This is a genomic window from Streptomyces sp. NPDC059037 (assembly GCF_042740015.1).
Lineage (GTDB): Bacteria > Actinomycetota > Actinomycetes > Streptomycetales > Streptomycetaceae > Streptomyces.
Genome location: NZ_JBHYIG010000002.1, coordinates 41,164 through 66,911, shown reverse-complemented (window position 1 = coordinate 66,911; position 25,748 = coordinate 41,164). Strand labels below are relative to the sequence as shown.

At 70.4% G+C, this 25,748-nt stretch carries 26 protein-coding genes; 20 read left to right on the top strand and 6 right to left on the bottom strand.

All coding sequences use genetic code 11. From position 1 onward, the window contains the following. Positions 1 to 15: 15 nt before the first annotated feature. The 15 genes from ACFWY6_RS00875 (at position 16) to ACFWY6_RS00805 (ending at position 11,824) form a co-directional block, all read left to right on the top strand. Entirely contained in the window at positions 16 to 1,170 is a 1,155-nt protein-coding gene (locus tag ACFWY6_RS00875; protein WP_384684621.1) for a PD-(D/E)XK nuclease family protein, read from the top strand. Positions 1,171 to 1,258: 88 nt separating this feature from the next. Then, positions 1,259 to 2,200 carry a helix-turn-helix domain-containing protein gene (locus ACFWY6_RS00870; protein WP_384684618.1) on the top strand — a complete coding sequence of 314 codons (942 nt, stop codon included), beginning with the start codon at positions 1,259 to 1,261 and terminating at the stop codon, positions 2,198 to 2,200. Positions 2,201 to 2,276: 76 nt separating this feature from the next. Next, the gene (locus ACFWY6_RS00865) at positions 2,277 to 2,555 is read left to right on the top strand and encodes a hypothetical protein (protein ID WP_384684616.1); all 279 of its coding nucleotides are present in this window, start codon (positions 2,277 to 2,279) and stop codon (positions 2,553 to 2,555) included. A gap of 87 nt (positions 2,556 to 2,642) precedes the next feature. Further along, the gene (locus ACFWY6_RS00860; protein WP_384684613.1) at positions 2,643 to 3,260 is read left to right on the top strand and encodes a hypothetical protein; all 618 of its coding nucleotides are present in this window, start codon (positions 2,643 to 2,645) and stop codon (positions 3,258 to 3,260) included. 207 nt (positions 3,261 to 3,467) lie between these two features. Continuing rightward, complete coding sequence (locus ACFWY6_RS00855) at positions 3,468 to 4,970, top strand: DNA cytosine methyltransferase (protein ID WP_384684610.1); 1,503 nt, start codon at positions 3,468 to 3,470, stop codon at positions 4,968 to 4,970. Positions 4,971 to 5,005: 35 nt separating this feature from the next. Next, on the top strand, positions 5,006 to 5,740 hold the full coding sequence (locus tag ACFWY6_RS00850) for a hypothetical protein (RefSeq protein WP_384684607.1): 735 nt from the start codon (positions 5,006 to 5,008) through the stop codon (positions 5,738 to 5,740). 18 nt (positions 5,741 to 5,758) lie between these two features. Further along, complete coding sequence (locus ACFWY6_RS00845; protein WP_384684605.1) at positions 5,759 to 6,166, top strand: hypothetical protein; 408 nt, start codon at positions 5,759 to 5,761, stop codon at positions 6,164 to 6,166. Positions 6,167 to 6,342: 176 nt separating this feature from the next. Continuing rightward, positions 6,343 to 6,675, top strand: coding sequence for an HU family DNA-binding protein (locus tag ACFWY6_RS00840; RefSeq protein ID WP_384684602.1), 333 nt, complete (start codon positions 6,343 to 6,345; stop codon positions 6,673 to 6,675). A gap of 61 nt (positions 6,676 to 6,736) precedes the next feature. Next, positions 6,737 to 7,237 (top strand): hypothetical protein, encoded by a 501-nt coding sequence (locus ACFWY6_RS00835; RefSeq protein WP_384684599.1) that lies wholly within the window; start codon positions 6,737 to 6,739, stop codon positions 7,235 to 7,237. A gap of 35 nt (positions 7,238 to 7,272) precedes the next feature. Further along, the gene (locus tag ACFWY6_RS00830) at positions 7,273 to 7,902 is read left to right on the top strand and encodes a hypothetical protein (protein WP_384684596.1); all 630 of its coding nucleotides are present in this window, start codon (positions 7,273 to 7,275) and stop codon (positions 7,900 to 7,902) included. Between the two features lie 182 nt (positions 7,903 to 8,084). After that, positions 8,085 to 8,723 carry a hypothetical protein gene (locus tag ACFWY6_RS00825; protein ID WP_384684593.1) on the top strand — a complete coding sequence of 213 codons (639 nt, stop codon included), beginning with the start codon at positions 8,085 to 8,087 and terminating at the stop codon, positions 8,721 to 8,723. A gap of 71 nt (positions 8,724 to 8,794) precedes the next feature. Continuing rightward, a complete protein-coding gene (locus ACFWY6_RS00820; RefSeq protein ID WP_384684590.1) occupies positions 8,795 to 9,085 on the top strand; it encodes a hypothetical protein in 291 nt (96 codons plus the stop codon). A 92-nt stretch (positions 9,086 to 9,177) separates the two neighbouring features. After that, the gene (locus ACFWY6_RS00815; protein ID WP_384684587.1) at positions 9,178 to 10,182 is read left to right on the top strand and encodes an N-6 DNA methylase; all 1,005 of its coding nucleotides are present in this window, start codon (positions 9,178 to 9,180) and stop codon (positions 10,180 to 10,182) included. Then, positions 10,179 to 10,727, top strand: a complete 549-nt coding sequence (locus ACFWY6_RS00810) for a hypothetical protein (protein ID WP_384684584.1) — start codon at positions 10,179 to 10,181, stop codon at positions 10,725 to 10,727. The genes ACFWY6_RS00815 and ACFWY6_RS00810 overlap by 4 nt, the downstream gene beginning before the upstream one ends. Beyond that, entirely contained in the window at positions 10,724 to 11,824 is a 1,101-nt protein-coding gene (locus ACFWY6_RS00805; protein WP_384684581.1) for a DUF4192 domain-containing protein, read from the top strand. The genes ACFWY6_RS00810 and ACFWY6_RS00805 overlap by 4 nt, the downstream gene beginning before the upstream one ends. A gap of 94 nt (positions 11,825 to 11,918) precedes the next feature. On the opposite strand, the gene ACFWY6_RS00800 is transcribed toward ACFWY6_RS00805, so the two are convergent. The 3 genes from ACFWY6_RS00800 to ACFWY6_RS00790 form a co-directional block, all read right to left on the bottom strand. Further along, positions 11,919 to 12,605: a hypothetical protein gene (locus ACFWY6_RS00800; RefSeq protein ID WP_384684578.1), complete on the bottom strand. Its 687-nt coding sequence runs from the start codon at positions 12,603 to 12,605 to the stop codon at positions 11,919 to 11,921. Between the two features lie 586 nt (positions 12,606 to 13,191). After that, positions 13,192 to 13,440 (bottom strand): SCO4226 family nickel-binding protein, encoded by a 249-nt coding sequence (locus ACFWY6_RS00795; protein WP_384684575.1) that lies wholly within the window; start codon positions 13,438 to 13,440, stop codon positions 13,192 to 13,194. 254 nt (positions 13,441 to 13,694) lie between these two features. Further along, entirely contained in the window at positions 13,695 to 13,943 is a 249-nt protein-coding gene (locus ACFWY6_RS00790) for a chaplin (RefSeq protein ID WP_384684573.1), read from the bottom strand. A 354-nt stretch (positions 13,944 to 14,297) separates the two neighbouring features. On the opposite strand from ACFWY6_RS00790, the gene lanKC reads away from it, so the two are divergent. From lanKC to ACFWY6_RS00770, 4 genes are all read left to right on the top strand, one after another. Then, the gene (lanKC, locus tag ACFWY6_RS00785; protein WP_384684570.1) at positions 14,298 to 16,913 is read left to right on the top strand and encodes a class III lanthionine synthetase LanKC; all 2,616 of its coding nucleotides are present in this window, start codon (positions 14,298 to 14,300) and stop codon (positions 16,911 to 16,913) included. Positions 16,914 to 16,920: 7 nt separating this feature from the next. Then, positions 16,921 to 17,055 carry a SapB/AmfS family lanthipeptide gene (locus ACFWY6_RS00780; RefSeq protein ID WP_384684567.1) on the top strand — a complete coding sequence of 45 codons (135 nt, stop codon included), beginning with the start codon at positions 16,921 to 16,923 and terminating at the stop codon, positions 17,053 to 17,055. Between the two features lie 76 nt (positions 17,056 to 17,131). Then, entirely contained in the window at positions 17,132 to 18,853 is a 1,722-nt protein-coding gene (locus ACFWY6_RS00775) for an ABC transporter ATP-binding protein (RefSeq protein WP_384684564.1), read from the top strand. Next, positions 18,850 to 20,652 carry an ATP-binding cassette domain-containing protein gene (locus ACFWY6_RS00770; protein WP_384684561.1) on the top strand — a complete coding sequence of 601 codons (1,803 nt, stop codon included), beginning with the start codon at positions 18,850 to 18,852 and terminating at the stop codon, positions 20,650 to 20,652. Before ACFWY6_RS00775 ends, ACFWY6_RS00770 begins: the two co-directional genes overlap by 4 nt. 43 nt (positions 20,653 to 20,695) lie before the next feature. Here ACFWY6_RS00770 and ACFWY6_RS00765 read toward each other — a convergent pair whose 3' ends face one another. From ACFWY6_RS00765 to ACFWY6_RS00755, 3 genes are all read right to left on the bottom strand, one after another. Beyond that, positions 20,696 to 21,301: a response regulator transcription factor gene (locus tag ACFWY6_RS00765; RefSeq protein WP_384684558.1), complete on the bottom strand. Its 606-nt coding sequence runs from the start codon at positions 21,299 to 21,301 to the stop codon at positions 20,696 to 20,698. Between the two features lie 131 nt (positions 21,302 to 21,432). Beyond that, entirely contained in the window at positions 21,433 to 23,046 is a 1,614-nt protein-coding gene (locus tag ACFWY6_RS00760; protein ID WP_384684555.1) for a GAF domain-containing protein, read from the bottom strand. A 154-nt stretch (positions 23,047 to 23,200) separates the two neighbouring features. Continuing rightward, positions 23,201 to 24,238 carry a rod shape-determining protein gene (locus tag ACFWY6_RS00755; RefSeq protein WP_384684552.1) on the bottom strand — a complete coding sequence of 346 codons (1,038 nt, stop codon included), beginning with the start codon at positions 24,236 to 24,238 and terminating at the stop codon, positions 23,201 to 23,203. Positions 24,239 to 24,488: 250 nt separating this feature from the next. Here ACFWY6_RS00755 and ACFWY6_RS00750 point away from each other — a divergent pair, with 250 nt between their 5' ends. Next, the gene (locus ACFWY6_RS00750; RefSeq protein ID WP_384684549.1) at positions 24,489 to 25,745 is read left to right on the top strand and encodes an MFS transporter; all 1,257 of its coding nucleotides are present in this window, start codon (positions 24,489 to 24,491) and stop codon (positions 25,743 to 25,745) included. Positions 25,746 to 25,748 lie beyond the last annotated feature (3 nt).

The window sequence follows — 25,748 nt, the reverse complement described above, 5'->3', positions numbered from 1 at the left end:
GCACCCTTAATCCTCTTGGAGATCATCGTGACCACCCTGGCCATCGCGCCCGAGCGGCCCGTCAGCCTGTGGCCCGCCGCGCCCGCGGCGGACGCACGCCGCCCCCGCTCCCAGCAGACCAAGCTCGGCGCCAGTGACACCGTTTGCGCACGCCGAGCCGGATACCTCCTGCACGGCCGCACCCCGACCGATGGCGGCGAGAAGCGCAAGGCGATCTTGGGCACCTGGCTGCACGCCGGGATACTCGACGCCGCCCGCGAGGAGTACGGCTGGATCATCGAACGCCGTGTCGAAGATGAGAGCGTCCGGGGCCACATCGACGCCGTCCAGCTCGACAGCACGACTGCTTCCCGGCTCCCGAAGAGGCTGCGCCCCGCGCTCCCCGCCCAGGAGACGACGGTCGAGGACGTGAAGACGAAGAGCACCTACCAGTGGGACAACGTCCTTCGGTACGGCGCGAGCGAGGCCGAGCTGAGGCAGGTGTACCTGTACGCCGACCTTCTCGCCAGCGAGGGGTTCGCCAGCGTCAAGGGACAGCGCCAACTCGCCCGCCTGGGGCCGGTGCCGGTCGCCCGCATCCGCTTCCGGTTCATCAACAGGGACAACGGCGAAGACCACGTTCAAGAGATCGCCTACGAGGCCGAGCGTGCTCGGCGTGCCCGTTGGTGGGTCCAGCAGGTGCGGGCCGCCTCCACACCGGAGGAGCTGCCGCGCACCTTCCAGGGCCCGGGAATCAGTGCGATCTGCGACCACTGCCCGTTCCGCACCGCGTGCTGGGGGCCGCTCGTCGCCGGGCGCTCACCGCAGAGCCAGCTCATCCACGACGACGCGGACCGCGCCAAGGCGCTGGCCGAGTACGTCGAGGCGGGCGAGCAGATGAAGCCGCTCAAGGAGCGGCAGAAGCTCGCCCGCGCCAAGCTCGACGGCTCCGAGCCCGGCGCGTACGGCGACAACGTCCTGAAGTGGAGCGGCGGCAACCCGACCAAGGCCGATGACGTCGAGGCGATGGTCGCGCTGTACCGCCGCGCGGGACTGGAAGTACCGATGGCGCCGGACACAGCAGCTATGAAGGCGATGCTCAAGGACGTGGGCATTCCCGTGCCAACACGCCTCGACCACGACCGGCTGACCACGGTGAGCATCAACGTGACCGCCAACAAGAAGCCCTGATCGCGCCAACCGGCGGGGGCGGGGCCGACATGCGCCCCGCCCCTGCAGCAGCGCGGCGCGAACCGTACGGAACGACGGAGAGGTGCCGGTGAGCATCCACATGATGGTGGCGGCCGCCTACCTGCCGAAGGAGGTGATCAACCAGACGCAGAAGGCGGTCCTGATGAAGATCGCGGACTCGGCCGACGACCAGACCCGGCTGGCCCGGCCGGGCCTGGAACGGATGATGGCCTGGGCCGGCGTGGGGGAGAAGCAGGTCATCACGGTCGTCACGCAGCTCGTCGGGCTCGGCCTGGTCGAGCGGGTCACGATCGGCCGTGTCGGCCGCCGCGCGGAGTACAGAGTCTTCCCGTACGGCGTGCCGCCCATCCCGTCGACGGAGGAGCTGAGCGAGCGACGCCGTGCGGCGCAGCGTGCCCCGAAGAACCCGCGGCTGGCCCGGAAGGCAGGGCGCAGGAAGCCGTCGTCGGCGGCCCGCACGCAGCAGGACGTCGCGGCGAGGGAAGAGGGGCGGGCCGCTGCCGAAGCCGCTTCGGAGACAGGGTTGCCCCAGGGGAACCCTGATCCGGCTCCGGGCAGGGTTGCCGCGGGGGAACCCAGAGGGTTGCCGCAGGAAAACCGAGCGGGTTCCCCTGGGGAAACCCCTTCTCTTCCTCCTTCTTCCTGTTCTCTTCCCATCCCCCCTACCCCCACGGCTGACGCCGCAGGGGAGCCGAGGGCCGGGCGCGGAGCGCAGCAGCGGACGGGCTGCCCGAAGCACGCCGAGCCGGTGAGGAACTGCCGCGGGTGCGGCACGAATCCGCGCGCCAGGCGTGAGGAGGCGCGGCGCGATGCTGCCGACCGCGAGCACCGTGTCCAGCAGGACTGGCTACGGGACTTCTTCGATGAGCAAGAGCGCCGTGTGGCGGATACGGACCCGCAGGCCGTGGAGATGGCCCGCCAGCGTGTGCGCGACCTGGCCCGCGTAGGGCGCGAGATGGGCGCCAACTCCCGGCGGGATCAGCGGCGTTCGCGAGATCGACAACATTGACGCTCCGGTATCTGCCATTAAGATATAAGTGAGAGTTCGGAACTGGCCGAACTCATCAGCCTCTTGGAGACCACCTGTGACTGAAACGCTCAGCCCGGCGCCCGACGTGTTCGTCGTCGTCGCTGAAGTGATCCACGGCCCTCACCTCGCCCCCCGGCTCGACGGTCACCTGTACTGCTCGGCCGAGTGCGCGGAGCACGGCGTCCGCGCACTCGTGGGTGCCCTGAGCGAGGAGGAGGGTGGCAGCGGCTTCGTCCTGCCCCATGAGGGGCGCCTGATCGGCTGCGTCGTTACGCGCGGCGCCCGGATGTGGTCGGTGCAGATCCTCGCCCGCAGTGAGCTGCCCACCGTCTGAGATCTGCTTGACCTCAGATAGGTGACATTTTTCCAACGGTTGGTGCACTCTCTGTGCGCCCGCCGTGCACATCCTCTTGGAGACCACATGACCACCCTCGCGGCTCTGCCCGACCACAACCGCCTCAACGACCCGCTGTGGCAGCGGCTTTTCCACGGCTACCAGCACGTCATCACCCCGCTCCGCTATGGCGGGTGGGTCACGGACATCGAGACGGGCGGCGGTGAGTTCCACGTCCGCGCCGACCTCGCCGATGGCACCGAATTGATCATCGCCTCCGAACACAGCCTGCCCGCCGACCCCGCCGAGGTGACCGGCTGGAGTGTCGTCAGGCAGCGCGCCGACAGTCCCGACTGCCACACCGTGCTCTATGACTCCACGCCCAACGGTCCCCAGGCCCACCACGGCACCAGCCTCGTCCCGCTGTTCTCCCGCCTCGACCTCGCCGTGGGCCACCGACGCACACCCCGGCTGATCGTGTCGGCCACGCACACCGCGCCGTATGGCGCCAGCCACAACAGCAACGCCGGGATCGAGGGCGCGGCCGTGGCGGCGGCCCGCTTCGAGGAGTGGTCCTACCGACTCACCGACCACGAGGGCTACCGCCGCGTTTGGCAGCGGTCCGAGCCGGACGTCTACCCGCTGGCGCTGTTCGAGAGCGCCGGACACATCACGATCCTCCGTCTCACCCGCAGCGATGACTGACTGGCCCCGCCGCGGTCCGCGCCGCACCGGGGGCGCGGACCGGTGATCTGGCTGTTGATCGCGTGCGCCCTCGCCTTAGGGGCGTTCACCGCCCTCGGTGTCGAGGACAGCCACCACCACCGCGCGTTGCGTGCCTTCGACTAGTCCTGACCACGGCCGCCCGGCCTCACCGGGCCGGGCGGCCCCACATCTTGGAGACCCACCACCGTGCCCCGATCTATCCACCTGCTCTGTGGAGCGGGGGGAGATGGCCAAGGTCTGCTCGAAGCCGGGTTCGAGCCGATCCTCGGCATCAACCACTGGCAGACCGCCATCGACACCTTCGAGCTCAACCATCCGACCGCAGCCGCGCGTTGCGCCGACATCCAGAACTACCCCATGCGCTGGCTCCCGAAGGCCCTGGTGCTGTGGGCCTCGGTCATCTGCACCGAGCTCAGCCCCGCCGGCGGGAAGAAGCGCGCACCCAACCCCACGCAGGAAGCCCTGTTCGAGGAAGAGGAGCAGTGGCGCGAGCTGCCGCCCGAAGCCTTCGAGAAGACCCGGGTGACGGCCTGGTGCGTCCTGCGCGCCGCCGAGGCCAAGCGGTTCCCATGCGTTGTGGTCGAGAACGTCACCGAGTTCATCACCGACTGGATCCTGTTCCCCGAGTGGATCAGGGCGATGAAGAAGCTCGGCTACCGCATCCAGATCGTCTCCGTCTCCTCCGCCCACGTCGGCTCGGAGACCAATGCCTACGCCGCTCAGTGGCGCGATCGCATTTATGTCGTGTTCACGCTCGAAGGCGTACGCCGCCCCGACCTGGCGCCGCGCCCGCTCGCGTACTGCGTCGAGTGCGGGCGTGACGTCAAGGCCCGCCAGAGCTGGTTCGATGCGAAGGTCCGCGTCGGCAAGTACCAGCAGGAGTACAACTACCGCTGCCCCAACACCCGGTGTAGGCGCGCTGTGGTCGAGCCGTACGTCCGTCCCGCCTCCGACATCATCCTGTGGGACAACATCGGCCGACGGATCGGCGACCGCACCAAGCCGCTCGCGCCCACCACGATGCAGCGCATCGAGAAGGGCCTGGCCAAGTTCGCGTACTCGCCGAGCGTCATCACCCTCACCCATGGCCAGGACGGCACCGACCGGGCCTTCGACCCGAGCACCCGGCCGATGCCGACCCGCACAGCCAAGCTCGGTGAAGGACTGCTGGTGCCGGTCGGCGGCACCTGGAACGACACCGTCACGACGGTGGACGCCCCGATGCGCACCCGACTGACCCGCGAGAGCGAGGCCCTGGTCACCGTCGACCCGGCGCCGTTCATCGTCGAGTACCGCAACAACTGCGACGCCGCGCCGATCGACAACCCGCTGTCCACCCTCGCCACCGCCCGTCACCACGGCTTGGTCGTGCCCGACGGGATCGGTGGCGACCGGGCGCGCAACACCCTCGTCATCCCCTACCGCAAGGGCAACGCCGTCAAGACCGCGGCCGAACCCCTCCACACGCTGTCCACCCACGACTCGGCGGCGATCGTGCGCAGCGCCACGGCCATCGAGGACTGCTACTTCCGGATGCTCCAGCCCCGCGAGCAGCTGTCGGCCCAGCGGTTCCCCGAGAAGTACGAGGTCGTCGGCACGAAGGCCGCCCAGACCGAACAGGCCGGTAACGCCGTGTCGGTGAACGTCGCCCGCTGGATCGGCGAGTGCCTCAAGCGCGTTCTGGCCTGACCTTCACCCCGAAGAAGAGAGAGGACACCCCTGCCATGACACCGGCAGCACACGACCAGTTGGCCATCCTCAGCGAACAGCGCGAGGAACTGGAAGCTGAGTCCCGGCGGATCGAGAAGGCGCACTGCATCGCGGTGCTCGACCACATCACCGCGAAGATCCGCGCCGCCTGCCCGGGGGCGGTTTACGTGACCTTCGCCTACTACAGCTCGCGCACGCTCGACCTGGACGGTGTGCTGGGCGAGCAGCCCAGCCCTCTGAGTAGCTGCCCCGAACTGTGGTCCAACCGAGAGGGCACGGACGAGGGCGAGCACCCGCTCGACTACATCGCAGACAAGATCGAGTCCGACATACAGACCGCGCTCGCGCCCTACACCTCCCCGGCGTGGGCGTCGGTCCACCGCAACTCAGCTAGTGACGGCAACTCGTGGCTGCTGGAGCTGCCCCCGGCCGATCGGGCCGCCCGCGTGGCCGAGCTGGTCCGCGAGCATCACCCGGAGGCGACCGCGCTCGTGGTCGACGGTCGCGCCGCCGGGCGGATCATCGAGGTCCTCGAAGGCGTCGCCGACGACGGCACACCCCTTCGCAGCCCGCACCCGCGGTGGTCGTCGGCCTGCGACACCGCCCTGACTCGGCTTCTGGGCCAGGTGCTCGCCCTCCCCGCCCTGGCCGACCGGCACTTGATGCCTCTGCCCGGCGACTACGCCCACCCGCACAGCCTCAGCACCAGCGATCAGGTGCGCCTGATGCCGCTGCCGCCGACCGCCTAAGCCCGGGAGGAGGAGCAGATGAGCGGCAACGGGTGGGTCGTTGACGCGCCCTGCGCGGGCAACGACCTCTTCACCACGAAGGAGATAGCCACACGCGTCGTGCCGCCGCTGGTCCTCACGCTCTTCAAGACGTGCCAGAGCTGCCCGTTCCGGGCGCGGTGCATCGAAGTCGTTGCACCACGATGCAGCCGCTTCGACGGTGTCTGCGGCGGGCGTCTCTGGCGGGACGGGCAGGTCGTCGTGACCGGCCCGGGGACAGACCCCGCCGAGCTGCGCGAACCAAAGCTGCGGCCCATCACCCACGGCACCGAAGCCGGAGCCCGTGCTCACCGTCGGCGCAAGGAGCGCGTCTGCTCCCTGTGCCTGGAGGCCGACCGGCTCGCCCAGCAGGAACGCCGGGCCCGCAAGCGGGCCATCGGTTCCTGATCACCACTCCAGCTGATCAGAGATAGGTGCCATTTTTGAATTACGAGAAACCTGCTCGTGCTCCGGTGTGCGACCACGACGCGGACTCCGGCTTCGGACTGAGGCCCCTGCCCACCGCGTGGCGCGCCCGCCCCTCAACTCCTGCGGCCCAAAAAGCAATCCGAAAGGAACACCCCATGAACAAGGCCCAGCTCATCAAGGTCGTGGCCCAGGCGACCGGCAGCCGTGCCAAGGCGGCTCTCGCCGTGGAGGCCACGCTCGACGCCATTGTCCGCGCCGTCGCCGCCGGAGAAGCCGTCTCCGTCACCGGCTTCGGCAGCCTCACGCCCGAGGAGCGCCCCGCCCGCACTCGGCGCAACCCGCAGACGGGGGAGTCCATTGAGGTCGGCGCGAGCCGGGGCGTGAAGTTCCGTCCCGGCGCCCGGTTCAAGGACCTCGTCGCGGGCCGCCGACAGATGCCGGAGTCCGGCAACTGCATCCAGAAGGACCCCAAGACCGCCCGCCCGTAGCCGCCACGCCAAGGGCCGCCCCGGCGTGTGCCGGGGCGGCCCCGCCGAAGGAGTTTGACAGATGAACGACCGATCCGTAGGTGTCGAGATCGATGCCACCGCGACGTGGCTGGAGGGCCGCGGAGCCCACGGCGCAGCCGCCCTGCTGCGGCGCGTCGCCCGCCAGAGAGACGAAGCGGTGATGCAGCTCGGCTTACACCTCGACTCTCCCGCGTCCCGTACGGGCGGCTCCGCGCGCACCGCTCCACGGGACCTGGACGCTGCCGCTGAAGCGGCGATGCTGCGCACCGAAGTGGCGCGCCTGCAGGCCCTGGCCGAGCGGGCCGGCTGGGTGGACGACACGGACGCCAAGCGCCTGTGGCGCTGGCGGGATGGCTGGTGGGAGCTGGGCCACCGGCGCAGGAATCCTCGTGACGGCTACCACGACACCGGCTGGTACCTGTGGGGCCCGACTGGTAGCTACGAAGGCGAGTGGGTCGACCGGTACAAGGGCCCGGCCATGACCGAGGCCGACCGGCTCATCACCAAGCACCGCCTGGCAATCAGTGAGGGCGGCCGGTGAGCGGCCAGGCTCTTCGGCTAACGGGGGAGCGACGCGTGACCGCAGAGCTCCAGAGCGCCCCGGTGACCCTGCCCAGCGTCCAGGACGCCGGGCAGTGGCAGCCCCGCGTCGTCGGCCTCGACCTCTCGCTCACCTCGACGGGTATCGCGGGAACGAACTGGGCGTTCGCCCACCGGCCCGGCCGACGTCGCAGCCACGAACGTCTGGACTGGCTGGTGGCGGCCGTGGCGTTGAGCGTGCGGGACGGCGTGGACCTGGTGGTGGTCGAGGGCGCGGCGTACGCCCAGGGCGGGCAGGCCGGGCACCACGAGTTGGCCGGGTTGTGGTGGCTGGTCACGCAGTACCTGTGGCGTCACCGCATCCCGTACGCCGTCGTGACCCCGCACGGGCGCACGATCTACGCGACCGGCCGGGCTAATCCCGCCCAGGAGTGGCCCAAGAAGGACCGCTCCAGGGTCGCGAAGGGGATGGTGCGCTCGGTGGCCGTGGAGCGGTACGGCATCGAGTGCGAAGGGCCGGGCCGCTACGACCAGGCCGACGCCACGATCCTCGCGGCGATGGGCCTGGATTGGCTCGGCTACCCGACCGTGCCCGTGCCCGACTCGCACCGCCGTGCGCTGGAGGCCGTCCGCTGGCCCAACCTCATTCCGGTCGCCGCGAATTAAAGGGAATGGGAATTCGGGATTGAAAGGGAATTCCAGTGCAAAACTTGAATTCTGGGTATTTGCCATTAAGATATAAGTAAGGAATTCGGGGCAAGACACCCGAACCTCACCCCAACAGCGCGTGCCCCCGGCCCTCATGGCCGGGGGTGCACCCATACGCGCACGTTCCTCTTGGAGGCCAGATGACCGACTACTCGCCCGGAGTCCTCGAACTCGCCAAACAGATCGGACTCGAACCCCAGCACGTCGCCCAAGCCCTGAGCACGGCGCACCGCTCCTTCAACCACATGCAGGCCAGCACCGGCATGACCGTCGAGCGGCTCCGCCGCCTGTTCGCCCACGACCGGCACTCCATCGCCATCGTCGCCGCCATCGCGATGCGCCACGCCGGACGTCGTGACGACGCCTTGCTCCTCATGGACATCTTCAAGGCCAGCATCGGGCGCACCCTGCACCAACTCCCCATCCACACCGGCGTCGGCACCCTGCCCGAGCACCACGACGACCCGCGCGTCCAGGACGCCGTGCGCATCCTCACCTCCGCCGGCCTCCCGCCCATCCACACCGACGGCATCCACGAACTGCGCCCCGGCTTCCAGGTCCTGCCCGACGACACCGGACAGCTGCCCGGCTTCGTATTCATCGCCCCCGACCCCGACGCCAAGGGCCGGACCGGCTTCGCGGGCGGAGACCTCGGCTACCTCGCCGTCATGCGCTGGGCCGGATGGGGCGTCATCACTGAACGCCTCCCCGGCGGCCTGTACGCGGCCTGCCACCCCGACCACCGGCACGACCCCTTCCCTACCCGCGCGACCTCCTGACCCCGCCCGTGCCCGGCCGCGCCGCGGCCGGGCACGGCCTTCCCGAAAGGCACCAGCCCGTGAAACTCCCCGTGGACGACGCCACATTGAACTCCTGGTCCGCGCTCCTCGCCCTCACCGAAGCGCAGACCGCCGCGACCTTGGCCGACATCGAAGACACCCTGCGAGTCGGCTTCGACAACCGCCCGGACGAGCTGCGCCACCTGACCTTCGATGAGGCCACCAGCGACATGGAGTTCGACGAGGTGGCCCTGATGTTCCTCATCGGCGGCCTGCGCCAGGCCGGACACCAGCAAGCCGCCTTCGCGGTCGAGGTCCGCGGCCTCGACGTCACCCTCACGACCCTCCAGCAGGCCAGCTGACCCACGCCCCGCACAGCATCTCCGCCGCCCCGGCCGCGCACTCCGCGCACCGGGGCGGTCCCATGCGCGCCCGCAGAAAGGAATTCGCAGCCATGTCCGACGACTTCATGCCCCGCGCCGCGACCCAGGCCACTGGGCGGCCCGCACCGTCGTGGGCGAAGAAGCCCCCGCCCAGGTCCAAGGCCGCCACCCGCACCACCGGCAAGAACACTGCACGCAAATACTTCGGCCCGCGCGACCCCCAGGACCACGCCCGCAAGATCGCCGAGAACGTCCTCGAAGCCTGGTACCAGAACTTCGGCGGCAACAGCATCGACGTACCCCTCGGCACCGTCGCCGCGCTGTGCCTGGTGCGCAACGTGCCCGGCCTGGCCGACTGGATACTCAACCTCCAACCCGAGGAACTCCCGCGCCTGTTCACGGAGATCTACCTCGGCCACTGGATCAACCGCCCCGACCTGATCAACCGCGCGCTACGCCTGCACGACTGGGCCTGGAACCCCGACCCCGACAAGCAGCAGCTCCGCGCTGTCCACGCCGTCACCCGCGCCGCCATCAGTACCGGCCTTCTGGACCTGACCGGCCACGACGACCCCTGGCAACGCTCCGAAGCCGACGTCCTCAGCCCTCTACTTACCGGCCTGCGGCACAAGAGCGACAAGAAGTGGCGCGGCGAGTACCACACGCCAGCGTGCATCACCGACTTGATGGCCAACGTGACAGTGGACAAGGAGTTCGCCAAGCCGGGCATGTCCTTCCACGAACCCGCCGTCGGCAGCGGCACCATGTTCCGCTCCGTCGCCCAACGCCTGCGCGACCTCGGCCTCAACCCGCACGACTTCCACTGGTACGGCGTCGACATCGACGCGTTGTCCGCCGGGTGCGCCGCCATCAACGCGATCGTCTGGGACTTGGGCCCGCGTTGCCTCATCGGCTGTGCCGACTCCCTGGCCCCCGAGGACGACTACGCCAAGACCCGCGCCGAAGCCAAAGAAGCCTTCGAGGAACGCGACCGCTACATGGACACCGCCAACACCATCGTCGCCTGGCGCCGGGCCTTCGCGCTCCTCGACGAAGTCGAGACCGCGGCCGCGTGACCGAGCCCAACGACTTCACCCGGCCCGGCACCACCCGTACCGCTCGCCGCCGACGCCCGTCCTTCGCCGGGCCCCGCGACGCGATCGACGTGCCGCCACTCGACCAGATCGCCCCTGCCCTCGAACCCCCCTGGCAGAAGGAGGACACCGACACGCCTGACCGCACCGCCACTTACCACCATCCCGACGGCCACCGCCTCGGCCTTCGCGTCCAGCCCCGCGGCCTCGTCATCCAGACCTGGATCACCGCAGGCCCCAACCTGCCGCCCATCCCCGACGGCACAGACATCGAACAGGCCGAAGCGCAAGCCGCCAACGACGCCCGCCTTCAACCGGGACGCACCTGGCACGCCACCGTCGCGACGCGGAACACCGACGACCTCGCAGCCTCGCTCGGCTCGGTCGTACCCGACCAACTCATGCCCGCGCTCACCCGCAAACCGAAGAAGGTCCAACAGCCCACCCCGGGGGCCGTGTACCAGCCCAACGCCGAAGCCACCGACAGCAAGCAGCACACCAACCCCACGAAGGAGTTCCACTCGTGACCGCTTCCGACCCTCGCATCAAGATCGACGGCCCCGCAGGGTTCGCCGAGATCATGCCGTACCTCATCGGCTACCGACCCGAGGACACCATCGTCCTTCACGGGGTCATCGCCACCGGCTTCGGTACCGGACCGACCATGACCCTGCCGCTTCCCGAAGACCCCGCCACCTGGGAAGCAGTCGCCGAAGCCTTCGCACCCCATTTCCTTCATGTCACCCAGGGGCGTGGGCAGCATGACATCCAGGACATCGTCGTCTTCCTCTGCCGAACCCCGCGCCCCGGCCAGACCGCCGAGGAGACCGCTGAACTCCTCATGCACCTGGCCGACTGTTTCGCCGACATCTTCGACGACCTCGGCCTCGCGCCCGTCCGGCACACCATCGGCCTTGTGGGCAACCGCTGGTGGGGATACGAGTGCGACCTCCCCGGATGCTGTGAAGGCGAGCCGCTCCCCAGCCCCGACGACCCGAACAGCGTCACAGCCCAGCTCGCTCGACTCGGCCGCACCGTCGCCCGCAGCAGCAGTGACGTAGCCAGCGAATACCGTCCGACTACAACGAACGCAGCGCGCTACCGGGCGGCCCTCGAGGACGTGGCTGCCGACATCGAGGAGCAGACCCAAACACGCCTCGGGCAGCTCCTCACCCGAGACAACACCACCAAGATCATCAGCGGAGCTCTCAAGGACTTCCACAACGGCAACCCGCAGCTCATGGACGAGACAGCCGCCCGCATCATCATCGGCCTGCAGGACCCCAGGGCCCGAGACAACGCCCTCGTGTACGGCGAAGGCGACGACCTTCCGATCGCCCGGCAATTGTGGGCCTACCTCGCCCGGCGCTGCGTCCCGCCGCACAGCCGCATGGCCCTGCCGCTACTCACGCTGCTCTCGTGGGTCGCCTGGCGCCAAGACGACATCGTCACCGCCCGCCACGCGATCAAAGAAGCCCTGACCATCGGCCCCACCTACCTGATGGCGGACCTGCTACACGACGCCATGAACAGCCGAACCGACCGGGACGGGCTTCTCACACGCATCCGGGCGGCCAACCACCGGCAGGTCGAAGAGGACCAGGCGGACATCCACACAGGCTGATCACGACGTCGGCCCCGGCGACAGCCGGGGCCGCGCGCACGTCCGCATTTGCTGCTTGGGCCCCTCGGTGTGACGATTCAGCCCACGCCGGGGATTACTCGAAAGAAGCCGCTTCTCGCATAGTGTCACTGTAAAGCCTGTCGGTATTCAGTGAGTTGCCTTGGGGGACTTTGGCGCAAACTCTCACTTCGTGGCCATCTGACAGCGTGATGTCGACCACGATTTCGAACGGCGCAGGGCTGAAGCAGAATTGATCTACCTGGTCTTCGTGTGGTTTGGGTAGGGCTGGAGCGTGCACGTCAGAGGGCTTACCAGAGTCAATTTGCTCGATCGTGAACTCGTAAGGAGACATGCCCATGACCGCTGTAAAGGTTACGGCGGCGGTTGTCAGTGCGCCCATGAGGACTGTCAGAGCCTCGGCGGTGGCTATGAGTTTCGCCTTGACGGAGCCAACCTCAAGGCTTGTGATCTGAAATATCCCCTCTTTGAAGTTGGCTGGACTGATGCGAAAGGGAAACCCGATTGCTTTCGCGTAGGCGGATTCCTCGGACAGGAGAGGCTCAACAGCCAGGGCCCACCGAAACTGAAAGTCGACATAATCCAATAGGCGTCCAACCGTCCCGGTGTCGTTACTGGGTGTGCTAATTTCGACTAGAATTTTTTCCGTTTGGGCCGACTCAAAGGGCTTCGCAGCCTCGCGTGCCGCAGGCATGACTTCTGAGGTTAGATATGTCCAAAACCTTTCGGGGAAGATTCCGTCGGCGCTCGTTCGTGTGTCCATTGATGTCTCCTCGGCTTGCCCTCCTCTCAGTGACCCACGATCCAGCCCAATTCGCCCTTGAGGCGTGGCGCCTGGGTGACGAAGCGCGGAGGCGTCGACGTGTTCGGAGTGCCCACGAACTACGCTCTCAGTAGGCGGCTGACCAGTGAAGATGCCGTGGGGCTCCACCCTCGGGCGAAGAGGGTGGAGCCCCTGTTCGTCGGTAAGGAACTCCGCTGCGCGTGGGTTCAGATCGCTCAGTGCCGCGATACCGCAACCTGCACCGATGCCTTGGGGCCTGCTCGCTCGGCGCTCCACGATGGGGTCGCAGGGCCCAGTAGTGGACACGCAGTGGACGGAAGGACCAGGAAGGACCAGGAAAGACAGAACGCGAAGCGCATGCGCGCAGTCGTCTGACCTGCGGAAACAGCACTATCGAGGCAAGACTCGGACCTGTTCGGAAGATCCGAAAAGGACTCATAATCCGTCGGCCGTGGGTTCGAGTCCCACCCGCCCCACCATCTGTTGCCCATGCAGGAACGTTTTAAGCAGGGGTGACATGCGGCCCCCACCATCGGCGGGGGCCCTTTCGGCGCCTTGGGCCGGGCTAGACCGAGAGCGGTACGGAGTGGATCTCCGTGGTCGGGTGTCCTGTGCGCTCGTGAATGCGCTTCACGGCGTCCGCGGAGGGTGCCTCGGAGAGGCAGTACACGACTCCGTCGTCGGGGTCGGCCCACGCACGCTCGAAGTGCACCCCTTCCTCGCCCTCGATCGCCAGATCCGCCTTGTGTGCTGCCGAGAGCTGCTCGGCAGTGATGCCCTTCATGTCGTGGTGGACATCCATGAACTTGGTCATCGCCCGCCACCTCCGGTCGTTCTCATCGGACTCATGGGTGCGGAGCTGTGGGACGGCCCCTCGTCCTGGCGGCCACAGACCTACTCCCTCAATCGTCCGCCCGGCACTTTCCCGGTGCAACCAGGGGCCGGGCCATGAGGTCTCCAGAGATGGGAAAGCCCCGTCGCATCCGGTACGCGACGGGGCGGGAGCCGTTCGGCGTGAGGCGGAACGGTCTGGTTACGGGGATGAAGTGAGTGCCCTCACGGGTCGGTTCACCTGATGAAGCAGCGGTTGCCAATTGCAGGGTTGAGAGCTCCGATGACGTTCACTGTGTTCCCACACGCGTTGACGGGCACATGAACGGGCACCTGGACGACGTTGCCGCTGAGGATGCCGGGGGAGTACTTCGCCGCGCCCACGGCGTAGGCGCCGGGGAAGGGATCGGCGGCGGCCGCGCCGGCTCCGCCGATGACGGCGGCCGTGGTGAGCGCGACTGTGGCGAGGATCGTGCGCAGACGCATGGGGTACCTCCTGGTGAGGGAACGGACCTTTCGGGTTCCAGGCCTCACCAGTCCGCCGCACGGATAAAGCGATCGTGGTCCGTCTGCGGTAACCGAGCCGCCCGTTCGCGGGACACCGGCCGTGTCCAGGAGGCGGCATACCGACCGACTTCTCCATGAGATGCGCACGGGTGGGCCATGCGCATCTCATGGACGTCCGATGACAGACGAACGATGTTCGTGCCCACGAACACTGCCATCGTGGAAGAAGAGGCTCCGGGAAGGTGGCCTGATCAGCCCGGCCGTCCGGCGCCGCCCCAGCACTGCGAGGCATCCGCCCAGGAGGAGAGCGCGCGCCTGACCGGGAGGCTTTTCGTGGACAAGCGTTACGAGGTGTACTGCCTCACTCACCCGCATTTCTACGATGCGCCGCACCATGGCCGGACGCGTGGCCGCTTCCCGCAGGCCGGGCGTCCGCTTTCCGCATCATGGGTCCGCGAGGAACTCGGCGAGTGGCTGGTCTGCCGTCCCACCGACGTGGTGCTCCCGCCGCAGGGCTGGAAGATCCACGTCTCGGCGTGTCCGGACAACGCGGAGTCGATCCTGGAAGCGGTGTGGGACTACTGCGTCCCGCGCCGTATCGCCTTCAAGTTCCTTCCCGGCATGGATGCCCTGTTCCTCGCCAACACGAAGTACGCGTATCGCGGTTCGAGCGGGAAGTTCGTGACGGTCTACCCCGCCGACGAGGCCCAGTGTGAGTGTGTGCTCACCGAGCTGGGAGCCGTCCTCGACGGCAGGCCGGGACCGTACATTCTCAGCGATCTGCGCTGGGGGGACGGTCCCCTCCATGTCAGGTACGGGGCCTTCGCCGACCGGTACTGCGTGTCGGCCGACGGCGTACTGGAGCAGGCGGTGGAGGATCCCTCCGGGCGTCTGGTGCCCGATGTGCGCGGCCCCACCTTCCAGCCGCCCCCGTGGGTGCGGCTGCCCGGATTCCTCGAGCCCCACCTCGCCGAGAGCCGCCGGACCACGGTCGCCGACCTGCCCTACCGGATCGAGAAGGCGCTGCACTTCTCCAACGCGGGCGGACTGTACGCCGCGGTGGACACCCGAACGCAGGAGCGTGTCGTCCTCAAGGAGGCCCGGCCCCACGCGGGGCTCACGCCGGACGGCGCGGACGCCGTCGTGCGCCTCGAGCGCGAGCGGGACGCCCTGGAACGGCTGAGCGGCCTGCCCTGCGTCCCCGCGCTCCGCGATCAGTTCGAACTGGGCGGCCACCGCTTCCTCGTAGAGGAGTTCATCGAGGGGACGGCCCTGCACAGGCAGTTCGTCGAGCGCTATCCGCTCACCGAACTGGACCCGGACGCCGGTGCCTTCGCCGACTACACCTCCTGGGCCCTCGACATCGCCCGGCAGGTGGAGGACGCGGTCGCCGCCGTCCACGAGCGGGGCATCGTGATCGGCGACGTCCACAGCGACAACGTCCTGGTCCGCCCCGACGGCAGGGTGGTGCTGATCGACTTCGAGGGCGCGTCGGACGTCGCGCAGGCGCGGCAGCAGGTCCTCGCGGCTCCTGGCTTCCTCGCCCCGCGCGGGACCAGAGGCTTCGACATCGACCGGTACGCGCTGGCCTGCCTGAGGCTCTTCCTCTTCATGCCGCTGACAGGTCTGATCGACCTGGACGGAGGCAAGGCGGGGCAGCTCGCCAGGGAAGCCGTCCAACTGTTCCCGGTACCCCGCCGGTTCCTCGACGAGGCCGTACGCACCATCACCGGCGACGGCGGGATGACCGCCCGGGCGGACGACGTGCCCCGCATCGAACCCGACCACTCCGGCTGGCTGCGCGCGCGGGAGTCGATCTCCGGCGCCATCCTGGCCGCCGCCACACCGCAGCGCGACGACCGGCTCTTCCCCGGCGACATCGAGCAGTTCGCCCTTCCGGGCGGCGGCCTCGACCTGGCGCACGGCGCTGCGGGCGTGCTGTACGCGCTGGACGTGACGGGCGCAGGACGCCACCCCGACCACGAGGACTGGCTGATCCGGCGCGCATTGAACCCGGAACCCGGCACCCGCCTCGGCTTCTACAACGGCATGCACGGCATCGCGTACGTCCTCGAACACCTCGGACGCCACGAGGAGGCCGCCAAGGCCCTCGACATGTGCCTGGGCGAGCGCTGGGAGACCCTGGCCCTCGACCTCAAGAGCGGGCTTTCCGGCATCGGCCTCAACCTGCTGCACTTCGCGGCCACCACCGGCGACGCCGCCTGCCTCGACGCCGCCCACCGCGTCGCGGAAGCCGTCGCCGACCGCCTGGGCCCGGCCGACGCAGTGCCGACGACCAGCGGCGGCGCCCATCCGAGAGCGGGCCTGATGTACGGGGCGTCCGGGCCCGCGCTGATGTTCCTGCGCCTGTATGAACACGGCGGCGACCCGGCCCACCTCGACCTGGCCGCCACCGCGCTCCGCCAGGACCTGCGCCGCTGCCTCGTGCGCGAGGAGGGCGCGATGGAGGTGAACGAGGGCTTCCGCACCATGCCCTATCTCGCCGACGGCAGCGTGGGCATCGGCATGGTCCTCGACGCGTACCTGGCGCACCGCGCGGACGAGGAGTTCTCGGCCGCCGCCGACGCGATCCGCAAGGCGGCCAGGGCGTCCTTCTACATCGAACCCGGGCTCTTCGACGGCCTCGCCGGGATGATCCTCCACCTCAGCCACCCGCACCCGCCCGGCACGGCGGTCGCGCGGGACCCCCTGATCGCGGACCACGTACGCCGTCTGGCCCGCCACGCCTGCCTGCTCGACGGCCGGCTTGCCTTCCCCGGCGAGCAGTTGATGCGGCTGTCCATGGACCTGGCCACCGGCGGTGCGGGCGTCCTGCTCGCCCTGGGCGCCGCCTTCCACTCCCGTCCCACCGGACTCCCGTTCCTGACACCGGATTCGGCCGCACCCCCCGACGTTCCCGTCCCCATCCGAGTACCAGAGAGGAGGTGAGGAATCCATGTCACTCCTCGAACTCCAAGGGCTGACCATCGAACCGGAGAACGGCCACCGTCCGCCGCCTGGCAGCCGGGCCAGCAAGGCCTGCACCGGAGGCGGAGACGCAGGCAGCCGTCTCAGCCTGCTGTTCTGCTAGTTCTCACCACTACGGCGGGGACGCTTCCGGTGTCCCCGCCCCTTTCTCTGAAACCGTACGACGACGGGAGCGGCCCGTGGACCGACGTGCGGCGGACCGTCTGCTCCTTGCGACCGTCCGGCGAGGCGGTGCCTGGGGTGGCGTCCTGGCCGCCACGTCCCTTCTGCTCGCCGCGGTCTATGTCGTCCTGCCCGCCCTCATGGGCCGCGCGGTCGACGCCGTCCTCGGACGCGGTGACTCGTCGCTCTGGCTGACCCTTACCGCCGTCGCCGTCGCGCTCCTCGTGGTGTGCGACGCCGCGGACGACTACGCGGGTGCCGTCGCCAACTCCCGCTCCACGGCCTGGCTCCGGCACTCCCTGCTCGGGCATGTCCTCGACATGGGCGCCCGCGCCACCCGCCGCTACACCCCCGGTGACCTGGTGGCGCGCCTGGTGGGCAACACCGCCCGGGCCGGCAGCGCCCCGGCGGGCCTGGTGTGGGGGGTGACCGACCTGATCCCCCCGGTCGGAGCCATCGTTGCCCTGGCCCTGATCGACCCTTGGCTGTGCCTCACCTTCTGCGCCGGACTGCCGCTGATCGTCCTCGTGGTCCGTTCCTTCGTCCGCGACGTCTCCGACCTCAACGACCGCTACTTCGCCACGCAGGGCCGGATCGCCGCCCGGCTCACCGACGCGCTCGCGGGAATCCGCACCATCACCGCGGCGGGGACCACGACGCGCGAGGCGGACCGGGTCCTTGAGCCGCTGCCCGAACTGCACCGCCACGGCATGGGGCTGTGGCGTGCGTACGCCCGGGTCTCCGCGCGGGACGCGGCGATCGTCCCCCTCCTTACGATCGCCGTGCTCGCCGTGGCCGGCCTTGAGCTCTCACGGGGCCGCATCACACCGGGTCAGATGCTGGCCGCCGGCGAGTACGTCCTGCTGGCCACCGGCGTGAGCTCACTGGTGGCCACGGCGAGGCGGCTCGCCTTCGCACGCGCCACCGCCGGGCGGGTCGCCGAGGTACTGGACGAACCCGTGCCGGCGTACGGCGGCACGCGCCTGCCCGACACAGGCGGCGGCCGCCTGGAGTTCCACCGGGTGACCGTACGCACCGCCGAGGGCGACACCGTCCTTGCCGGCGTCGACCTGGACCTGCCGGCGGGCGCCCTGACCGCCGTCGTGGGGCGCTCCGGATCCGGCAAGTCCCTGCTGGCCGCGCTGGCCGGGCGCCTCACCGACCCGGACGGCGGCGAGGTGCGGCTCGACGGGGTGCCGCTGCGCGACGTGGACCGCGCGGAGCTGCGCGGGGCCGTCGCGTACGGCTTCGAACGCCCGGTGCTGCTCGGCGAGACCTTCGCCGACGCGATCGGGTTCGGGCCGCGGACGCCCTCCGACGCGGAGGTCCTTGCGGGGGCCGCCGCCGCACGCGCCGACGCCTTCATACGGACCATGCCCCAGGGGTACCGGACCCCGCTCGACGAGGCCCCGCTGTCCGGCGGGGAGACCCAACGGGTCGGCCTCGCGCGCGCGTTCGTACAGGCCGGCCGGGTCCTCGTCCTCGACGACGTGTCGGCCAGCCTCGACACCGTCACCGAACACCACATCGAACAGGTGCTGACGGGGGACGGGGCGCTTGCGGGCCGTACGCGGCTCGTCGTGACCCACCGGGCCTCCACCGCCGCGCGCGCGGACCTCGTCGTGTGGCTCGGCGCGGGCCGTGTCCAGGGGCAGGGCACGCACCGTGAACTGTGGGCGGAGCCGGCGTACCGGGCCGTCTTCTCGCCGGAACCGGAACTCGACGGGGGCATGCGGTGAACGGGGGCCCGCGCGGTCTGCTGCGCTCCGCACTGCACACGCGGCGCCGGGAGCTCATCCGGCTCACCGGCTGGTCGCTGGTGCAGGCCGTGCCCGCGCTGCTGTCCGGCCGGCTCGTGGCCATGGCCGTCGACGACGGCTTTCTCGCCGGGCGCGGCGCGGCGGGCTTCGGCTGGCTCGGACTGCTTGCCTGCGCCGTCCTGGTCGGCGCCTGGGGCACCCGGCGGGCCACGCTCGAACTGGCCGGGATCGTCGAGCCGTTCCGCGACGTTCTGGTCGATCTCGTGACCACCGGCACGCTGCACCGCTCCGCCCGCCTCGGGCAGCCCGCGGACACGGCGGGCGTGGCCCGGCTGACCGAGCAGGTGGAGATAGCCCGGGAGGCGTACGGGGCGGTCGTGATGTTCGTGCAGACCTTCGCCGTCACCGCGGTGAGCGTGCTGATCGGCCTCGCCTCACTCGATCCCGCCCTGCTCCTGCTTGTGGCGCCGCCCCTCGCGGCCGGTCTTGGACTCTTCCTGTCGGCCCTGCGGGCCATGGCGGCCCGGCAGCGGGCGGTCGTCCTCGCCGACGAAGCCATCGCCGGGTACGGGGGCGCGGTGGCCGGCGGCCTGCGGGACGTGACGGCCTGCGGCGCCGAGGAACGCGTACGCGGCCGGGCCGGTGTCCGTATCGACGACGCGGCGAGTGCGGCCCGCGCCCTGGCCCGGCTCACCGCCCTGCGGACCGCCGCCCTGGGCGTCGGCGGCTGGCTGCCCGTCGTGCTCATCCTGGCCGCGGCCCCGTGGCTGGTCCGGGGCGGGGCGACGGCCGGCGCGATCATGGGCGCGCTGACCTATGTGTCGCAGAGCCTGCAACCGGCCCTGCGGAGTTTCGTCCAGGGGCTCGGGGGCAGCGGCCTGTGGCTCCTTGTCACCATCGGCCGCATCCTGGAGGCGGCCGAGGATGACAAGGAGTCCCCGGCGACGGCAAAGGAGACGGGGAAAGACCCGCCCCGGGCCGCCGGTTCAGGGAAACCGGGGGATGTGGACGGCCGGGTCGAGCTGCGCGGCGTCACGTTCGGCTACGCCCGCTCCGCCGAACCGGTCGTCCAGGATCTCGACCTCGACCTGCCGACGGGCACCCACCTCGCGGTCGTCGGTCCCAGCGGCGCCGGCAAGTCCACCCTCGCCGCGCTCATCGCCGGGGTGCTCGAACCGCAGGCCGGCCGCATCCGCCTGGGCGGTGTCCCGGTCCGGCCGCAGGACAACGGCCGGCTGATTCGGTCCCGCGTGCTGATCCCGCAGGAGGCGTACGTCTTCGCGGGCACCCTGCGCGAGAACCTCGCCTACCTCCACCCCGAGGCCACCAAGCGCGATCTCGACGCCGCGGTCCACGCCATCGGCGCGGGACCGCTCACCGAACGCCTCGGCGGCTACGACGCCGCCGTGGACCCGGCCCGGCTGTCGGCCGGCGAGCGCCAGTCGATCGCCCTCGTCCGCGCCCTGCTGCCGCCCGCCCGCCTGGTCCTGCTCGACGAGGCCACCTGCCACCTCGACCCCGCCGCCGAGGCGGTCGCCGAACGCGCCTTCGCCCGCCGCCCGGCCACCCTGATCGTCTGCGCCCACCGGATCAGCTCCGCGCTGCGCGCCGACCTCGTGCTCGTCATGGACGGCCCGCGCTGCCGCATCGGCACCCACGACCAGCTGACCGCCGACTGCGCCCTCTACCGTGAACTGGTCGGCCACTGGGGCGGCTTGGAGCAACCGCAGGCCGCCGTCGGGAGCGGCGGAGCGAAGCGGTGGCGAAGCCGCCTTTGAAGGGGGCCCGCAACCGGGGGCCGCAACCGGGGCCTACAAGGGCCTACAGCCACCCCGACTCCCGGGCGATCCGGATGGCGTCGATGCGGTTGCGTGCCCCGGTCTTCCTGGAGGCCGCGTTCAGGTGGTTGCGGACCGTTCCCACGGACAGCGAAAGCCGGTCGGCGATCTCACGCGTCGGCGTGCCGTCCCCCGCGAGGCGCAGAATCTCCAGCTCCCTCGGGGTCAACGGGCTCTCCGCCGAGGAAAGCGCAAGCACCGCCAGCTCCGGGTCGACGAACCGCTCGCCCGCCGCCACCTTGCGGATCCCCGCGGCGAGGGCGTCGCAGGGGTTGTTCTTGCCGATGATGCCCGCGACGCGCACCGCCAGCGCCTGTCTGAGGTAATCGGGGGGCGTCGAGCCGGCCACCAGCAGGGTCCGGCACTCCGGCAGCCGCACGCCCAGCTCCGTCGAGGCGCAGAGCGCCCTGTCCGCACCGCCGTCGATGTCGATGACGACCACATCGGGCCGGTACAACAGAGCCCGGGTGACGGTCTGTTCGTTCCCCTGTGCCTCCCCGACCACCTCGATGTCCTCTTCGGATGTCAGCAGGGCCGCGAGTGCCCCGCGCACGAGGTCTGTCTCCTCGACGAGAAGAACACGGATCACATCGCTCCCGCCCGGCCGTAAGCGGCCTCCGTCATGCCAAGCGCTCCCGGTCACTCCGACGGCGCCGTACGAAGTATGTCCAGTGGTCACCCTATTTGCCCGGAGCCGCCTCGCCCTTCCGGCGGCGCCCGTCAGCCCGGGCCGATCTCTGATGAGACCGGTGCCTGCCAGGTCACCGTCGTGCCCGTGCCGACGCCGTCCGTCGTGCCGTCGTCGTAGACCGTGAGCCGCACCCCTGTGCGGCCGTCCGGCAGCGTCGCCCGCGCGTCCACCGCCACTTCGATACGGGTGACGTCGGGGCGGCGTGACGCGGCGGCCAGGGCGCGGCGCAGGGCGGCGAGCAGATGGGCCGCCGCCGGGTCCGTGACGCGGGTGTCGACGGCGCCCGTGAAGTGCACCGAGGGCTGGACGCCGAGGACGGCCGCCGCGCCCGCCGTCTCGCGGAGCACCTTGCCGCGGAACGTCGTCGGGGCGTCGGCGGGCGGCTGCTGGAGGGCGAAGATCGCCGTACGCACTTCCTGGATGGTCGACTCCAGTTCGTCCACCGCCTGGTCGAGGGCGGACTCCACCTTCGGTGAGCCCGCCCTGCGCCGGGTCGACTCCAGCATCATGCCGGTCGCGAAGAGCCGCTGGACCACGAGGTCGTGCAGGTCCCGGGCGATGCGGTCGCGGTCCTCGAACACCGCAAGGCGCTGCCTGCTCTGCTGGGCGTCCGCGAGGACGAGGGCCAGGGCGGCCTGTGAGGCGAACTGCGTCGCGAGCAGGCGCTCCACCGAGGTGTACGCGCGGGCGCCGCGGGAGCGGGGCAGGGCGAGCGTCCCGATGAGCCTGCCGCCCGCCTGCAGCGGCAGCATCATGCTGGGCCCGAAGCGGGTCCGTACGCGGGTGGTCATCCGGGGGTCGGTCGCGGAGTCCTCGATGAACACCGGCTCCCCGCCGAGCAGTTGCTCAAGGACGGCGCTGCCGGGCTCGATGGTGGTGCCGATGAGGTCGCTCTGGGGGGACCGGAGGGAGCGGGCGTGCGCAGGCCGGGGGGCGTCGTCCTCCGTCGCCGCCGCGACGATCCGCATGCCGCCCTGGTCCGTGGGCTGCAGGATGACCGCCGCCGTGGCGTCCGCGAGGATTCTGGCCCGTTCCGCCACCGTCGTCAGGGCGTCCGCCGCGGGCTCGCCGGTCAGCAGGGCCGTGGTCACCGCCGCCGCGCCGTCGATCCACCGCTCGCGCTGCCTGGCCGCCTCGTAGAGACGGGCGTTGCCGATCGCGATGCCCGCCTGGCTGGCCAGGACCCGCAGGAGCTGCAGGTCGTCCTCCGTGAAGGGGCCGCCGCGCTTCTCGGTGAGATAGAGATTGCCGAACGCCTCTTCGTGGACGTGGATCGGTACGCCGAGGAAGCTGTGCATCTCCGGATGCCCCGGCGGTACGCCGCACGAGCGCGGGTCGGCCGTCAGATCGTCGATCCGCAGCGGCCGCGGGTCGGTGATCAGCGCGCCGATGATGCCCGCGTGGCCGTCGGGGAGGCGGCCGATGCGGCTGCGCTCGGCCTCCGTCAGGCCCGTCGTGAACAGGTCGGTGACCTTGCCGTGCGCGGGGTCGATGACGCCGAGCGCGCCGTACCTGGCGCCGGTCAGCTCGGCCGCGCTGTCCACCAGGTGCTGCAGCGTGGTGTGCAGTTCGAGGTCCGTGCCGACGCCGAGCACCGCGTCGAGCAGCGGGTCGAGGGGGAGGGGCGGGCCTGCGGGGTTCATCGCGGGGCGCCCGTGCGCGCTCCGGCGCCCCGCGTGGCCGTCGGCTTCGGCTTCTGCAGTGGCAGTGGCTTCTGTATCGGCTTCGACATGCGGACGGTCTCCCCTTGAGCTCGGATCGGCGGCAGCCGGCCCGTATCGGCAGGGGCCGGCCCGATCAGCCGGACAGCGGGTCGAGGACCAGCGGCTGGATCTTGCCCTCCAGCATCGCCCCGAGCCCGAGGACGGCGCACGCATCCGGCCGTTCGGCGATCTCCACCGGCATCCCCGTGGCGTCCCGCAGCATCTGGTCGAGCCCCGGGAGCAGCGCGCTGCCGCCGACCATCATGATTCCGCGGTCGGCCAGGTCGGCCACCAGATCGGGCGGGCAGTCGCGCAGCACCTTGCCGATGCCGTCGAGCACGGCGGTCAGCGGGGTGTGGATCGCGTCGCGTACGGCGGCGGTGTCGACGTGCACCGAGCGGGCGAGCCCCGTGGCGACGTCACGGCCGTGGATCTCGGTCGACTCGGGTCCCTGAGGCGTGAGCCCGTTGCCGTGCAGGGCGAGCTGAAGGGGACGTACCGACTGGCTGGGAAGCATCAGCTCGTGGTGGTGGCGCAGATGCTGGACGATCGCGTGGTCGATGGCCTCGCCGCCGACCGGGATCCGCTGGGCCGTCACGATCGCCCCGAGCGACAACACCGCGACCTGCGTGGTCGCCGCCCCGCACACCAGGATCATGGTCGCTTCCGGCTGCTCGACGGGCAGCCCGCAGCCGACCGCCGCGGCGATCAGCGTGTCCACGAGCTCGACCCGGCGCGCCCCGAGCCCGACCATCGTCTCGATGGCGGCGCGCTGGGCCAGCGGATCCGCGTCGTGCGGCGTGGTGGCGGCGGCGCGCAGGCGCGGCTTGCGGCGCAGAGCGCGGCGGAGCTTCTCGCCGAGCAGGTGCCGCAGCATGCGCTGGGCCATCTCGATGTCGATGACGGTGCCGCCGGAGACGGGGCGCACGACGCGGATGTAGCCGGGCGTGCGGCCCGTCATCTTCTCGGCGAACTGGCCCACCGCGATCAGCGCGCCGGTGCGCGTGTTCACGGCGGCGGCGCTCGGCTCGTCGACGACGAGACCCGCACCCTTCACGAACACCCGGGTCCTCGCGGCACCCAGGTCGACGGCGATGTGGCAGCGGCGCAACTGCTCCAGACTGACGGTCATGGCAGATCCTCCCGAGAGCACAGACCGTACGGACCGTCGGACGACGGTCCTGTCTCGCATCGTGCGATGGCCGCGGGCGGCGCGCGCGCTGGGCTGAGCCGGGCGGGGTGCGGCCGTACGGGTGGTCTTGGTCGCCTCGCGGGCCGCGCGGTTAGCATCCCGTGTGACGCATACGCCCCCGGAAGAAGACGAAGCCGAAGGCCCCCGGACACCCGAAGCCGACAGCAACCCCCCGATACCCCCGCTCCCAGTGGAGCCCCACGGGCCCGTCGCGAAAAGGCGGATACTCGCCGATCTGACGCCTTTGCGTACGTCCGTCGACTACCGCCGCCTCTGGGCCGGCAACACGATCTCCTGGATCGGCCAGGCGATGACCTCCCTCGCGGTCTCCCTCCAGGTCTACGACATCACGCACTCCAGCTTCTCGGTGGGCCTCGTCGGGCTGTTCTCCCTGGTGCCGCTGATCGTGTTCGGTCTGTACGGGGGCGCGATCGCGGACACGGTGGACCGGCGGAAGCTGGGCCTGTACTCGGCGCTCGGCTCCTGCGCGCTGTCGATCGCGCTGGCGGCGGGCGCGTTCGCGGGCTTCCACCACGTGTGGTTCCTGTACTCCGTGGTCGCGCTGCAGGCGGTCTGCGGGGCGCTGAACTCGCCGGCGCGTACGTCGATGATCCCGCGGCTCCTGCCACCGGAGCAGCTGCCCGCGGCCAACGCCCTGTCGTCGATCACGACGACCGGGGGCATGATGCTCGGCCCCATGCTGGGCGGTCTCATCGTCGGCCTGTGGGGCTATCAGGCGGCGTACGCGGTGGACGCGGTGGCCTTCAGCGCTTCCCTGTACGCGATGTGGCGGCTGCCCGCGATGCGGCCGGAGGGGGGCGGGGCCGGGGCCAAGCGGGCCTCGGTCCTCGACGGGCTGCGGTTTCTCGCCACCCGGCCGAACCTGCGGATGACGTTCTTCACGGACATGTGCGCGATGGTGCTCGCGCATCCGCGTGCGCTGTTCCCCGCCGTGGCGGTGGCCTGGTTCGGGGGCGACGCGACGACGGTGGGCCTGCTGGTCGCGGCGCCCGCGGTGGGGGCGCTGCTCGGGAGTGTCTTCTCCGGGTGGATCGGGCGGATCCGGCGGCACGGGCTCGCGATCCTGCTGTCGGTGGCGGGGTGGGGGACGGCCGTCGCCGTCTTCGGACTGACGCGCGAGCTGTGGCTGGGGCTGCTCTTCCTGGCGCTCGCCGGGTGCGCGGACACCATCTCGATGGTCTTCCGCAGCACGATGCTGCAGGCGGCGGTGCCGGACGAGATGCGGGGGCGCCTGCAGGGGGTCTTCATCGTGGTGGTCGCGGGCGGGCCCCGGCTGGGGGACTTCGTGGCGGGGACGGTGGGGGATGTGGCCTCGCCGGTGCTCGCGGTCACGGGCGGCGGGGTCGCGTGTGTCGTCGCCGTGGGGTTGCTCGCGCTCAAGTGGCGGGGGTTTGCGCGGTACGACGCGAAGGCGCCGGAGGCGTGAGGG

Excerpts from the sequence above, each read along its gene's own strand:
- ACFWY6_RS00860 (WP_384684613.1), top strand. The coding sequence starts at position 2,643 with ATGACCACCCTCGCGGCTCTGCCCGACCACAACCGCCTCAACGACCCG.
- ACFWY6_RS00850 (WP_384684607.1), top strand. The coding sequence starts at position 5,006 with ATGACACCGGCAGCACACGACCAGTTGGCCATCCTCAGCGAACAGCGC.
- ACFWY6_RS00845 (WP_384684605.1), top strand. The coding sequence starts at position 5,759 with ATGAGCGGCAACGGGTGGGTCGTTGACGCGCCCTGCGCGGGCAACGAC.
- ACFWY6_RS00840 (WP_384684602.1), top strand. The coding sequence starts at position 6,343 with ATGAACAAGGCCCAGCTCATCAAGGTCGTGGCCCAGGCGACCGGCAGC.
- ACFWY6_RS00835 (WP_384684599.1), top strand. The coding sequence starts at position 6,737 with ATGAACGACCGATCCGTAGGTGTCGAGATCGATGCCACCGCGACGTGG.
- ACFWY6_RS00825 (WP_384684593.1), top strand. The coding sequence starts at position 8,085 with ATGACCGACTACTCGCCCGGAGTCCTCGAACTCGCCAAACAGATCGGA.
- ACFWY6_RS00815 (WP_384684587.1), top strand. The coding sequence starts at position 9,178 with ATGTCCGACGACTTCATGCCCCGCGCCGCGACCCAGGCCACTGGGCGG.
- ACFWY6_RS00800 (WP_384684578.1), bottom strand. The coding sequence starts at position 12,605 with ATGGACACACGAACGAGCGCCGACGGAATCTTCCCCGAAAGGTTTTGG.
- ACFWY6_RS00795 (WP_384684575.1), bottom strand. The coding sequence starts at position 13,440 with ATGACCAAGTTCATGGATGTCCACCACGACATGAAGGGCATCACTGCC.
- ACFWY6_RS00790 (WP_384684573.1), bottom strand. The coding sequence starts at position 13,943 with ATGCGTCTGCGCACGATCCTCGCCACAGTCGCGCTCACCACGGCCGCC.
- ACFWY6_RS00780 (WP_384684567.1), top strand. The coding sequence starts at position 16,921 with ATGTCACTCCTCGAACTCCAAGGGCTGACCATCGAACCGGAGAACGGC.
- ACFWY6_RS00760 (WP_384684555.1), bottom strand. The coding sequence starts at position 23,046 with ATGAACCCCGCAGGCCCGCCCCTCCCCCTCGACCCGCTGCTCGACGCG.
- ACFWY6_RS00755 (WP_384684552.1), bottom strand. The coding sequence starts at position 24,238 with ATGACCGTCAGTCTGGAGCAGTTGCGCCGCTGCCACATCGCCGTCGAC.